The organism is Microcoleus sp. FACHB-672, from assembly GCF_014695725.1.
In the GTDB taxonomy this organism is placed as follows: Bacteria; Cyanobacteriota; Cyanobacteriia; order Cyanobacteriales; family Oscillatoriaceae; genus FACHB-68.
In genome coordinates, this window is record NZ_JACJOU010000029.1 from 1 (window position 1) to 12302 (window position 12302).

Annotated in this window: 12 protein-coding genes and 1 pseudogene; 4 read left to right on the plus strand and 9 right to left on the minus strand. The window is 44.1% G+C overall.

Translation table 11 applies throughout. From position 1 onward, the window contains the following. A partial coding sequence (locus tag H6F56_RS21735; RefSeq protein WP_190672685.1) for a non-ribosomal peptide synthetase occupies positions 1–1417 on the minus strand: 1417 nt, incomplete at its 3' end. 763 nt (positions 1418–2180) lie between these two features. Here H6F56_RS21735 and H6F56_RS21740 point away from each other — a divergent pair. Further along, positions 2181–2921, plus strand: coding sequence for a 4'-phosphopantetheinyl transferase family protein (locus tag H6F56_RS21740; protein ID WP_190672688.1), 741 nt, complete (start codon positions 2181–2183; stop codon positions 2919–2921). 124 nt (positions 2922–3045) lie between these two features. After that, complete coding sequence (locus H6F56_RS21745) at positions 3046–4500, plus strand: hypothetical protein (RefSeq protein ID WP_190672691.1); 1455 nt, start codon at positions 3046–3048, stop codon at positions 4498–4500. Between the two features lie 176 nt (positions 4501–4676). Here H6F56_RS21745 and H6F56_RS21750 read toward each other — a convergent pair whose 3' ends face one another. The 6 genes from H6F56_RS21750 to H6F56_RS21775 form a co-directional block, all read right to left on the minus strand. Beyond that, positions 4677–5315: a DUF1294 domain-containing protein gene (locus H6F56_RS21750; protein ID WP_190672693.1), complete on the minus strand. Its 639-nt coding sequence runs from the start codon at positions 5313–5315 to the stop codon at positions 4677–4679. A 326-nt stretch (positions 5316–5641) separates the two neighbouring features. Continuing rightward, positions 5642–6481 carry a class I SAM-dependent methyltransferase gene (locus H6F56_RS21755; protein WP_190672696.1) on the minus strand — a complete coding sequence of 280 codons (840 nt, stop codon included), beginning with the start codon at positions 6479–6481 and terminating at the stop codon, positions 5642–5644. Positions 6482–6564: 83 nt separating this feature from the next. After that, a complete protein-coding gene (locus tag H6F56_RS21760; protein WP_190672701.1) occupies positions 6565–7572 on the minus strand; it encodes an NAD(P)-dependent alcohol dehydrogenase in 1008 nt (335 codons plus the stop codon). A 36-nt stretch (positions 7573–7608) separates the two neighbouring features. Continuing rightward, positions 7609–8583, minus strand: coding sequence for a cysteine synthase A (locus tag H6F56_RS21765; RefSeq protein WP_190672704.1), 975 nt, complete (start codon positions 8581–8583; stop codon positions 7609–7611). A 96-nt stretch (positions 8584–8679) separates the two neighbouring features. Further along, entirely contained in the window at positions 8680–9261 is a 582-nt protein-coding gene (locus tag H6F56_RS21770; protein WP_190672708.1) for a Uma2 family endonuclease, read from the minus strand. Between the two features lie 146 nt (positions 9262–9407). Then, positions 9408–10046, minus strand: coding sequence for a peroxiredoxin (locus H6F56_RS21775; RefSeq protein ID WP_190672711.1), 639 nt, complete (start codon positions 10044–10046; stop codon positions 9408–9410). A gap of 186 nt (positions 10047–10232) precedes the next feature. On the opposite strand from H6F56_RS21775, the gene H6F56_RS21780 reads away from it, so the two are divergent. Further along, entirely contained in the window at positions 10233–10535 is a 303-nt protein-coding gene (locus H6F56_RS21780; RefSeq protein ID WP_190672714.1) for a hypothetical protein, read from the plus strand. 51 nt (positions 10536–10586) lie between these two features. Here the strand turns inward: H6F56_RS21780 and H6F56_RS21785 are convergent, their stop codons facing one another. Beyond that, the gene (locus H6F56_RS21785; protein ID WP_190672716.1) at positions 10587–11540 is read right to left on the minus strand and encodes an MDR/zinc-dependent alcohol dehydrogenase-like family protein; all 954 of its coding nucleotides are present in this window, start codon (positions 11538–11540) and stop codon (positions 10587–10589) included. Positions 11541–11688: 148 nt separating this feature from the next. Between H6F56_RS21785 and H6F56_RS21790 the strand changes: the two genes are divergently transcribed. Then, entirely contained in the window at positions 11689–11943 is a 255-nt protein-coding gene (locus tag H6F56_RS21790; RefSeq protein ID WP_190672719.1) for a hypothetical protein, read from the plus strand. 194 nt (positions 11944–12137) lie between these two features. On the opposite strand, the pseudogene H6F56_RS26530 reads toward H6F56_RS21790, so the two are convergent. Continuing rightward, positions 12138–12302: pseudogene (locus tag H6F56_RS26530) on the minus strand (IS630 family transposase); the annotation flags it as partial.

Consider the following 12302-nt stretch of genomic DNA (forward strand, 5'->3'; position numbering starts at 1 on the left):
TAACCAATCCCTGATGGGGAATCATGGTTCCTTTGGGTTTGCCGGTGGAACCTGAGGTGTAAATAATATAGGCAAGATTGGAAGTATCGGCTATATTAACAGGATTTTCTTCGCTATATTGGGCAATTGTTTGCCAGTTTGAATCTAAGCAAACGACTTGTGCCGAATGTTGGGGAAAAATTTCAACTAAATGTGTTTGAGTTAACAGAACCGGCGTCTGAGCATCTTCTAAAATGTATCCCAATCGCTCAGAAGGATAGGCTGGATCGAGTGGGACGTAAGCGCCGCCGGCTTTGAGAATTCCCAAGATTGCAACCATCATTTCTAAGGATCGCTCCAGGCAAATCCCCACGAAAACTTCTGGCCCTACACCGAGCGAACGCAAGTAGTTGGCGAGCTGATTTGCTCTAGCGTTGAGCTGCCCGTAAGTTAGCTGTTTGTCTTGAAAAACTGCGGCTACAGCGTCGGGTGTGTGCTCGACTTGGGCTTCAAATAGCTGGTGAACACACTTGTCGTGTGGGTAATCTGTCTGCGTGTTATTCCATTCGATGAGGATTTGCTGCTTTTCTGCTGGGGTTAACAGTGGCAGCTCTGAAATCGGTTGCTCTGGATTTGCAACAATGCCTTCGAGCAAGGTTTGAAAATGCCCTAACAGCCGGTTAATTGTGTCTGAGTCAAACAGCTCGGCATTATATTTCAATTCCGCAATGACTGCTTGCTCCGTGTCCTTCACGCACAGCATTAAGTCACACCCAGCCGTGTCACTGTCGAAATTGATGGGGAGCAGCGTCAGTCCTGTACGCTCTAGTGTTTCCGAGAGTTTAGGATTGTCAAACGCAAACATCACCTGGAATAGGGGTGTCTGATTGGGTTGTTCCAATTGCCGCTCACCCACCACTGTCTCGAAGGGCGATTCTGGCTTGTCGTAAGCGTTTAAGGTGACTGTTTGCACACGCTCGGCTAATTCCAGAAAACTCGCATTTCCATCAATCTGAGTATGTAAAACTAATGTGTTGATGAATCCAATGAGTCCTTCGCTTTCAGTCCACTTGTGTTTCGGTGCGGCTGAAGCGACAACGATTTCCGTGGTGCCGGTGTAGCGGTAGAGCAAGGTTTTAAATGCTGCCAGCAGGGTAATAAACAGGGGGTGTCCTTGCTGTTGCGAGAGCGCTTTGATGTTGTGCGCGAGTGTCTGAGAAAGTGTGAGATGTTGAGATGCAGCTACAAAGCTGCCGAGTGCTGAGCGTGGACGATCTGCCGGCAAATCTAGTAAGGGGATGTTGCTATAGGGGGATTTCCCGCTCTCAAGCTGTTTTTGCGACTGTGTTTCGACTGTATTTGACTGCTGGCTCAGCATTTCGGGATGCGCGGGGGGGTTGCTGGCAGGAACAGATGGATTTACTTTGGATTGGGTCATTGTTGTTGATTTAGTTGCTAAAGCCTAAGTGAAAATGAAACGGGATGTAAAAATACAGCTCTTTTAATTAGCTAAAGGTTTGAACCCATTAACTAGGAGCCGGTGTTTTCCTTAAATCTTTTAAGGTTATTTTTTTAGAGATTCAAAGTTCCCTGATGCTTGAACACGCAGGCCACTTCCTCAAAGATGCGTTAAGCGATGGAACGTTTTCCAGAGTGCCTGTCGGATGCAGTCATCAGAAAAATCAATTATTGATATTCCGGATAACTTTCATAAATTTTTACATACCCTTTCTCGGAATTGCTAGCGCTTATACGAAATCTTTATAATAACTCAGCTTCAGGTTATCTAAATACTTAAGGGATTTAAGTCAAAAAGCTGTCCAAGAAATAGATAATCTGATTTTTTACCCCATATAATACTGCAAAGGGAAATCAAAGTTTATGAAGTTTCTATGAAGTTAATAAATGGTTAAGTGGTTATACGGTGATTATGTATCCGGCTTTGGAGGGAAGTTTAGTAAATTTGAGTTAAAAATAAATTATATAAATTTTAATAAATTAGTCAAAAATTTTGGCAGATGTAGGATATGATTATTTTTTCTCCTAGGTCATCTGTAGACTAAAGGCTCTAGGCTGCAAAAATTTTAGCATACCATCCGCGCAAAGGTTGCCTTCTCAACAGACTCAGGAGTCATTTTAAGCGCCTTTGTCAGGTGTTTGCTGTCAGTTACGCTTGACAAAAGGCTCACGACTAATGACAAATGGTTCAAAACAGTATTTTGTGGTGTCAGCCGCCGGCAGACTTAAAGCTATCTTTGAATGAAGTTCACATTTGGATTGCTGAACTCGATCTGCCGGCACAACAGATTGATGATTTGGGGGAAACGCTTTCAGCAGACGAGGGTGATCGCGCTAAGCGGTTTTACTTTGAGCGAGATCGGCAGCGTTTTATTGCCGGCAGAGGGATACTCAGAAATATTTTGAGCCGTTATTTAGCACTCGCGCCAAATCAAATAGAGTTTTGTTATGGAAAACGCGGTAAGCCGGCTTTGATGAATGAGCGGGTTTGTTTTAATTTGTCTCATTCACAGGGACTCGCTCTTTATGCAATCGTACTGGATCGGGTAGTTGGTATCGATCTGGAACAGGTGCGTTCCATGCCAGATGCTGAAGCCATTGCAAAAAGCTTTTTTTCCAAGCGAGAATATGCGACGCTTCAGGGAATGCCGACAAGTGAGAAACAAGCCGCTTTTTTAAATTGTTGGACGCGTAAGGAAGCGTTTTTAAAAGCAATTGGGGATGGATTATATAAACCGCTAGAGCAAATTGAAGTCTCCTTTCTTCCAGATGAGCCGGCTCAATTGTTGAGTATTGCCGGTGATGTTGAATCAGCCAGCCGGTGGTCTATTTTACATTTAATTCCATCTGCCGGTTATGTGGGTGCTTTGGCGATAGAAGGAGAGAATTTTAGTTTATCACATTGGCAGTGGTCGCCTGAGTAAAAATTATTTAAATAACTATAAAAAGTGTAAAATTTAAATATCTGTAAAAGCTTAACTGAAACGATTAAACTAAGTATTTACCGTTAAAAGAGCTGCTATCTTCCAAACAGTCCAACTAAAACTAATGAGCAATACACGTCTCAATACTCCTAGCGTCACACTCTACGCTTTTCATTGGAGTGATGAAATATCCAAAGGATCGCAACCCTATGCCGGCAATGTAGATCACCTTTGGCAGCGATGTGTTGCCTTGGGAGAACATCTGCAAATTCCCGCACTCCAATCTTTACCGAACGAACTTTTACAAGAAGAAAACAAACTTGATGAATTTACCGGCGATAAAGCAGAATATCTACCTTTATTAAACCAAGCTAATAAATCAGACAAAGAACCCTTTCTGCGTTTAAAGTCTGAGTCTCAGCCAGATTTGCTTGAAATCATTGGCGAAATTTATCCTTTAAAGATTCAAGATACCAATGCAGTTGATCTAACTCTTCGTTATGGGGAAACGGTAGAAGTTGACCAACTGAGCTTGCTCAATTCCAAAGGCTGCTTATTACCCAATTTTATTCAAGCTTCTATTGGACAAACGTTGCTAATCTTTGCTGAACCTTCTGATAATACAAAAGACTATAAAACGCTCGCTGATGCTTGCGTTGAAGCTTTTTTAAAAGATGCTGAAAAAACTTCTGTGAGTTTGATATCTGAAGGTCAATTATTTGGCAGTCCGGTCTTTGAATATAACACCGGCAGCGAAAAACCAGCGGATCAATGTCAGATTTTGGTATGGTTTGACTGTTACCCAACAACTTTAAGTTTAGGTGAACAAGCTTATCATTCAATCTTTATGCTGTTGTACTGCCGGCATAAAATTATTTTTGCCTATTACCAAGCGCGTTTATACTATCAGCAAGCGCGAGAACTTTACAACCAATTAGAGCCAGAAATTGATAACTTCGCTACCTCTCAAGAAGAGACGCTAGAAGATTTAAAACAACGTCTCAAGCAAATCCCAAGAAGTGCCTTTCAATATACCAAACTGTTGCGTGATATTGAAGATTACAATACCACAATTACAACTATCATTAAAAACTATCGCGCCAAGCTAGAAGAAATTCGCGCTCATACTCTACCAGAAGACAAGGTGGATTTTTTAGAAAATTTCTGTAATCGAACTAAAGAACTTCAAAATCAAATTCAAATAGATTTGCGTTATTTACAACCTGGTCAGCAATTATTTGAACAAATGATTGATGCGATTCGGGTAGTTATAGAAATCAACGCGCAAGAACAGGCAAAACATTCTGAAGATGCTGAAAAAGAACGAGATCGCAACTTAAAAATATGGGTTGCTGTTGTTGCTGCCGGCTTTGCTGTTAGTGTTGTCTCCTCTGCCGTCAACCCCCGACCAATTGAATCGATTCTTAATCAACCCCATCCAGATGGTACAATGCCTTGGCCTGTAACGGGTTTAACTTACAGCGTACTTGATATTATACTGCACTTGTGCTTGGGTTTGGCTTTAGCACTGCTGTTGCGTCCCGTGATCGCTCGTTTGGTGCCAAAATCAAGAAATTAATCATCAAACTGAACTTTAGACTAAAACTGGTATTAATTTAAATTAATATAAAGTCATGTTCAGCCGGCTTTGCACTGCCTTTCGACCTATCTAGCCTGTGGGATGAGTGCAATCTACGCGGATAGAGGAAGATAACAGTAAAGCTGAACGGCGGCAGTTAATATCTGAGACATAGACTAACGTGTTATAAGCTTGCCAAAAAATAACCAACCTAACCAGAAAATATAGTGAAGCGTGACAATTGTCCAAAACTCAAACTGATAGGATTTCTTCCTGCTTTTATGGTGAAGCCTTCGTTGCGCGGCAAATCCTCCCAACCATCCACCCGCTAGTTCACACAGATGTAGCGTTGTCTCTGCGGTTCTCCACTTCCCTTGCTTTGCACGAGACTTATCGTCTGCATACAAAATAAAAGTTAATAGACTCATCGCAGGATAGAGAATCAAGGGAAGCGGATTAGCTGTGGTCAAAAGAAAATGAAGTGAGCCAGCCAAAGGCAAAATCGACAGAAGCAATAACTGCAATACTGGTAATGGGGATTTGGACTCACTATTAGATGCAGCTTTGTTATTAGAAGATGTCGAAGTTTGCTGACTTCTTGCTCCTAAAATAAAAGCGTTGCAAGCGCGAGCTTTGCCATCTTCAGCTATGGCATAGTAAAAAATTGTGTCCCCTACTTGTGGCCGGCGAGTCGAATCTTTCAGTTCAGAAATGTGCAAAAAAACTTCTTGACTTCCGTCGGCTGGTTGAATGAAGCCAAAACCTCTGTCATCTTTCCAGGTTGTCAGTTGCCCTTTATTGAAAGCAGCTTTCATGCAACAACCTCATATCTATAACCCCTTTGTAGGGTTCCAAACTGAGACAATGTTACAACAGACTACACTGCATAGCAAACAAACAAGCTCAAATGTGCCATACAGATGACATCAAAGTAGCTTGAGCTATGCCACCTCAGTGTCAATTTATCTCCTTAGTGCAACTCTGTAAGACTGAGTTAGATTTTCGTCGTCTCAACTCCAGTTCAAAATTTTTATCGGAAAATATTCTTTAGAGGTGAGGTTATCTGTTTTCCGGATAGCCTTTTAAAAAAAATTATCCGAGCTTTTTATAAACATTCGCTCTATTGCTTGAGGCGAATGTCCTACTTTGTATCAAATGAAAGAATCATATAATGCGTTAAACCGAGCCGGCCTAACCAATCTGCACCCATCGTGATGTTTCCCGCCTCAATATTTCCCGATTCCCGCATCAGTCGGCACACCACTGGATAAGTTGGCAGCGTGTTGCTCGTAATATTCTCCTCAATTTGAGACACAAATCCTGTATTTTTAGCTAAATCTTGGTAATCTCCCAAAGTGTAATGGCTATTAACATTTCCGTAAACTTGAGATACAGAATTTTTAACAAAAAGATCCATAAACTTAATGAAAGGCATCATAAAAGATGTTGGCACAAAATCGCAAATTGCCAGTTTACCACCGGGTTTGAGTACGCGCCGCGCTTCTTTGAAAAATCGCTCACGGCTGGGAAAATGGAAAATGCATTCCACTGCTAAAACCACGTCAAACGACGCATCTTCAAAAGGCAATTCACAGGCATCGCCTTGGACAAAATCAATCTGATTGCCGGCGCGAGGTTGCACTTCTTTTCTTGCTCTTTCTAGCTGGCGTTCGTCAATATTTAAACCAACCAGTTGGACATTAGAAAACCGCTCATTAAGGCTGGCAATTGTGCCACCAAAGCCGCAACCGCAGTCAAGGATACGCAATCCATCACCCACGCTGCCGCTATCACACACGCGCCGGCACAAACGTTCAGCCGCCTCTGCAAAATCTGCTACTGAACCATCGGCAGCGTCAGGGTTTTCCCAGTAACCCCAATGGACATGACGGCCAAAAGCTTGAATGGCGTCAGGATTTCCTTTGCGAAGTTGCTCAAGCAGCTCATCAAAATAAGGCAACTGAACGTTTGTTTGGCTCATGTGTTTTTTATGTGCGGGCGTAGTTTAAATGCGAAGGTAAGTTACTATTTTTTTAATAGCAACATTACGATTAATTTATCAGATTAGCTAACCGTAAGAACAGCCCGATAGCGAACTTTATTGCTACGGACTTTGTCCATCGCTTCATTAACTTGTTCTAAGGGAAACGTCTCGATAATTGGCTCAATTCCAAAGCGAGCGGCAACGTCAAGCATCTCAGTGATAATCGCGCGACCTCCGATTAGAGAACTCATGACTCTACGACGTTTAGTAAGCAATGACCACAAGGGGATTGAGAGGGGTTCCTCGGGTACTCCCACCACCGTTAAAGTGCCATCGGAATCCAGATATTCGATGTAAGCCGACCAATCGAGAGCAGCGGGAACGGTACTGATTAAGATATTGAATTTTCGGTCGAGTTGCGGAGGTGAACTGCCGGCTGGTACAACAATTGCATCATGTGCGCCTAACTTACTTGCAAACTCAGCTTTATCATCAGAAGTGGTAAAAACTGTTACCCGGTTGCCCAATTTACTTGCAAATTGCACAGCCATGTGCCCCAGTCCTCCGACACCGATGACCCCAATTTCTTGACCTGAAGTCATGCCGGCATATCGCAAAGCCGAGTATACAGTAACTCCTCCGCACAATAGAGGGCCGGCTGCTTCAGTTTTGATGCCGGCTGGAATCGGAAAAGCAAACCGAGAATCTACCCGTAAATAATTAGCAAAACCACCATAACCGCTGATAATTAACCCTTCATTTTTATCGCATAGATTTTCATCTCCCCTGAGACAATCACGACACTGTAAACAAGCCGAACCTTGCCAGCCTACTCCAACACGATCACCGGCTTTTAAATGCTTAACTTGGTTGCCTAACTCTACCACTTCCCCAACAACTTCGTGGCCCGGAACTACGGGATAACGGGAGTTTCCCCAATCATTATCAATGACGTGAATATCTGAGTGGCAAATACCGCAAGCTAACACTTTGAGAATGCAATCATACCCTTCGGGCGAATCCACTTCCAAGGTAAACGGTTTGAGTTCCGCGCCTTTTTCATGGGCTGCCAGTGTTTGAATTTGCATAATTTGTTATCCTGTGCGATTGAATTTTTTCCCTAACTAATCGGGAGAAAGTCCTTTTGAAGCGAGCCACTCCCGATTAAACAGCCGAGACTGGTAACGCGAACCGCCATCACAGAGTACGGTTACAATCGTATGACCAGGACCCATTTGTTTCGCTAATTCTACCGCAGCGGCGATATTAATTCCTACCGAGCCTCCCATAAATAAGCCGTCTTTCTTGAGGAGTTGATAAATCACTCGCACGGCTGCATGATCGTCAATTTGGATGGCATCATCAATGGGAACTCCTTCCATATTGGCGGTGACGCGACTGTTGCCAATGCCTTCGGTGATCGAGCTGCCTTCAGTATGAATTTCGCCGGTTTTAACGTAGCTGTAGAGTCCGCTACCCATCGGATCGGCTAATACATTTTTAATCGCCGGCTTCTTTTCTTTGAGGAACATTGCAACACCGGCAAAGGTTCCTCCGGTGCCGGTTGCTGTTACCCAAGCATCAATTTTACCGGCTGTCTGTTCCCAAATTTCCGGGCCGGTTGTTTCATAATGCGATAGTCTATTTGCTAAATTATCAAATTGATTTGCCCAGATGGCATTTTCCATTTCAGATGCCAATCTGCCGGAGAGTCTTACATAGTTATTGGGGTCTTTATAAGGAACTGCCGGCACGGTTCGTACTTCCGCACCCAGCGTTCTTAATGCGTCTATTTTCTCTTGAGATTGCGTGTCTGGAATTACAATCAGGCATTTGTAACCCTTGGCATTGCAGATGTGCGCTAAACCGATGCCGGTGTTGCCGGCGGTTCCTTCGACAACGGTTCCCCCTGGTTTCAATAAGCCTTTTCTTTCCGCATCTTCAATAATATATAAAGCTGCCCGATCCTTCACCGATCCACCTGGATTGAGGAATTCTGCTTTTCCTAAAATTTCGCAGCCGGTTTCTTCACTAAAGCTGTTGATCCGAATTAGCGGTGTGTTACCGATGGTTCCGACGAAGCCAGTTTTGATATCCATTTTGTGTTTTCCTAAATTGTTTTCTCTAAAAATATTAATTGATTAAGCGCTTAAAATTACAAAAAAAATTGGCTTAACAAAATCGCGAATTTTCTGTTACCAAACTTTGCTCATATTTAAAACAAATCCTGGCAAAGCCGGTTCTGCGCTAACAGTATCGGGATTTTCTAAACATTCCACCGGCATTCCTGGACGGTAGATGTAGACTTGCCGGTGTTTGCGGTCAATCAACCATCCTAGCTGACATCCAGGTTCCTTCATGTATTCTTCCATTTTTTCCTGCAACGGTTTCAGGTTGTCAGAAGCTGAACGTAATTCAAGGACAAAATCTGGGCAAATTTGTACAAATTTTTCTTGCTGTTCTTCTGATAAAGCGTTCCACCGCTCTAGCTTCATCCACGAAGCATCAGGCGACTTATCACCCATTGATAACTTAAATCCACTGTTGGAATCAAAACAGATCCCTGTGCCATCTTGCTCTGCCCAAATTCCAAGCTGTACAGCAATATTGAAATTCCGATTGCCTGTAGTTCCGCCGGTTGGAGGCATAATTAGTAATTCTCCAGTTTTATTGCGTTCGATGTTTAAATCCCGGTTAATCTGACAGAACTCAAAAAACTGGTCATCTGTCATTTGCAATTCGGGTGGCATCCGCAACACAATCGGAGATGAAAGCATGATGATTCCCTCAAATTTATGATGAGCTGGCTTAGGAGCAATCGAGGCTACCGGCTACAGAACAAAATAAAAATATTGCGGGGTGAGCAACGCCCACCCTACAATATTTTACTTTGGTTAAATCGGCACGGGCATTGCCCTATGACCTATTTGTTCGGCTGAGGAGTCATCCGCAAGTAAGGCTTCAAGGGGGTGTAGCCTTTGGGGAATTTTTGCTTCAACTCTTCTGGATCTTGGATAGAAGGGACAATCACACAATCCTGGCCATCTTTCCAGTTGGCGGGAGTAGCAACGCTGTAGTTGTCAGTTAGTTGCAGTGAGTCAATCACCCGCAGGATTTCATCAAAGTTGCGCCCTGTGCTAGCCGGGTAGGTGAACACTAGACGCAGTTTCTTGCTGGGGTCAATGATGAAAACCGAGCGAACTGTTAAGGTATTGTTGGCATTGGGGTGGATCATGTCGTAAAGGTCAGAAACCTTCCGATCTGGATCTGCCAAGATGGGGTAGTTGAGGGCTGTCCCTTGGGTTTCTTCAATGTCGCCCACCCAGCCTTTGTGAGATTCAACATCATCCACGCTGAGAGCGAGCGCTTTAACGTTACGCTTGTCAAATTCGGGTTTCAGGCGGGCGACTTCACCGAGTTCGGTTGTGCAAACCGGCGTGAAGTCTTTGGGGTGGGAGAACAGCACCACCCAGCTATCGCCAGCCCATTCATGAAAATTAATGTCGCCGTGGGTCGAAGCTTGAGTAAAATTGGGTACGGTATCACCTAAGCGCAGGGTCATAGCAGCGTTCCTGTGGTCTGTTTAAGAGCTATAGATCGATCTACTTGGGCATCATGCCATAAAACCCCGGTTATCCGATAGGATTTTAGCTCTTTTTTACAATTCATCACTCCATCTAAATTTGTTGTATTAACATGAAAACTGAATATCAGTGATGATGTTTATTCTTTCATAAAAAATTTAGCCGTGTTTCAACTACTGTACGTCCTGATTCAAGCTATCCAGCCGTTTTTGGTGCCGATTTGCTTTGTCTGCGCTTGGACTGTGGTGATTATTGCCGGTTGGAGCTTCTACAGCGCCGCCGTTGATGGAATGTCTAGGGCTAAGCGTATGCACCAAATTCCTTGTGCTAACTGTGTATTTTTTACCAATGACTACCGGCTCAAGTGTCCAGTGCGCCCTACGAATGCGTTAACTGAGGATGCAATTGGCTGTCCCGACTACCGGCCAACCATGCACCTGAGATACGGAATAGAGATGGAGGAGTAGGGCTGAGTGCTGAGTGCTGAGAAGGGGAATAATGCCCCATGCCCCATCCCCCTAACTAATATCAAGCAAGATTTTCAAAACACCTCTGTGCTGGGCACGATCAAAGGCTGTGAGGGCTTCATCTAAAGAATAATGGGCGTGGATCAGGTGCTTAACATCCACGGCATTTTGTGATAGAAGCTGGAGGGCTTGAGGAAACGGGCCACATCGGGAGCCGATGAGGGTAATTTCATCGACCACTAAAGAAGAGGCATCGAAGGTTAGGTGGCCGGCATAGGTGCTTTTAAGGACGAGGGTGCCGCGTGGACGTAAGGCGCGACGGGCAATTGCAAATCCTTCTGGGTTGCCGGTGCATTCAACGGAGATGTCAAAGGTTCGGTCTGTGACGGCATCGGCGAGGCCGGTTTTGATACCGCGAGCCTCCAAGTTTTGGAGTTTATCACGATGACGCCCGATTACTAAAAGGTCACAACCGGTGAGAGCGAGTGTCTGCGCCACCAGTTGCCCCAGTTTCCCATCCCCTACAACCAAAACTCGGTGAGCGGGACGCACCGGCACCTGTTGTTGAATTTCCAAGGCAGCAGCCACCGGCTCTGTAAACGTAGCAACATCTGTGGCAACATTATCCGGTACGGGATACAAGTTCTGCGCCGGCAGCGTTAGATACTCTGCAAACGCACCGTGGCGGTTAACGATGCCAAGGACGGTACGGTTTTCGCAGTGGGTGGGTTGTCCACTACGACAGAAACGGCATTTGCCACAGACTGCGTTAATTTCTCCCACCACCCGCTGGTTCAATAAATTTTCTGGCCCTTGTTCCACCACACCGACAAATTCATGACCTAAGATGCCAGTGTAAGGGTAGTAACCTTTGAGGAGTTCGATGTCAGTATTGCAGATGCCGGCACGCAAAACGCGCACAAGTGCTTCGCCGGCAGGGGGTTCAGGAATGGGAAGGTTATCGCGCAGTTGCAGTTTGTTGTTTTCCAGCCAAAGTGCTTTCATAGTCAGGTGGGATCAGGTGTGAGGACAAGTCACTTTTATTCTATGGGAACAGCTAAGGCGATAAAGACGCCTTAATCTTTCGATTTAGATGTAACAACATCTTTACTTTGTGCGTCCACTAATAGAAATTGGGTGAAAAAATTCTAAGATGGCTAGATTGATTGATAAATTCGGGGCTTTTGTTGGCTTGTTTGTGTTGGTGATGCTTCTGGTAATTTGGGGAAGTCAGGAGCCAGGACAGGCACAAAATTCGACTTCTTCTAAAATGGCTGTTACATCTACTAACGATGGCTATAGTGAAATTTATATGGGGGCGGATGCCGGTTCGGGTTCAGTTAATTTAATGAATCCTTCAGCATTTGATCCATTTCCTGTTTGGCAACCCAACGAATCTGAAAAATAAAAGTGTTGCCGGTGGGGCGAGTTGAGAAAGTAAACCTAACAGTACGGGATGCCAGTTGGGTTTTGCTTTACTTCAACTCGCTCTATTTATTTTAGGTAAAATTTCTATATTTTAAAGAGAAAATCTGTTTCGTTAAAATTGATTCTCTGGAGAGTGGGCGGTAGAAGGTAATACTTTTAATATTATAGCGTTTCTCAAATAGATGAAGTACAGTAACAGCAGTGAGTAAACCAATTAAGAAGGTCCTGAGAGGACACTTGTTGGTAGGCTAGTGTAATCGCTTCATCCAAGGCTCGATAAGTTCTTGCTCCTATCGTCCGCAATATCCCTTTGATTTTTGACCAGCAATTCTCGATGGG

Bases quoted from the DNA above. Each gene is read 5' to 3' on its own strand.
- H6F56_RS21740 (WP_190672688.1), top strand. From the start codon at position 2,181: ATGGTTCAAAACAGTATTTTGTGGTGTCAGCCGCCGGCAGACTTAAAG.
- H6F56_RS21745 (WP_190672691.1), top strand. From the start codon at position 3,046: ATGAGCAATACACGTCTCAATACTCCTAGCGTCACACTCTACGCTTTT.
- H6F56_RS21750 (WP_190672693.1), bottom strand. From the start codon at position 5,315: ATGAAAGCTGCTTTCAATAAAGGGCAACTGACAACCTGGAAAGATGAC.
- H6F56_RS21755 (WP_190672696.1), bottom strand. From the start codon at position 6,481: ATGAGCCAAACAAACGTTCAGTTGCCTTATTTTGATGAGCTGCTTGAG.
- H6F56_RS21760 (WP_190672701.1), bottom strand. From the start codon at position 7,572: ATGCAAATTCAAACACTGGCAGCCCATGAAAAAGGCGCGGAACTCAAA.
- H6F56_RS21765 (WP_190672704.1), bottom strand. From the start codon at position 8,583: ATGGATATCAAAACTGGCTTCGTCGGAACCATCGGTAACACACCGCTA.
- H6F56_RS21770 (WP_190672708.1), bottom strand. From the start codon at position 9,261: ATGCTTTCATCTCCGATTGTGTTGCGGATGCCACCCGAATTGCAAATG.
- H6F56_RS21775 (WP_190672711.1), bottom strand. From the start codon at position 10,046: ATGACCCTGCGCTTAGGTGATACCGTACCCAATTTTACTCAAGCTTCG.
- H6F56_RS21785 (WP_190672716.1), bottom strand. From the start codon at position 11,540: ATGAAAGCACTTTGGCTGGAAAACAACAAACTGCAACTGCGCGATAAC.
- H6F56_RS21790 (WP_190672719.1), top strand. From the start codon at position 11,689: ATGGCTAGATTGATTGATAAATTCGGGGCTTTTGTTGGCTTGTTTGTG.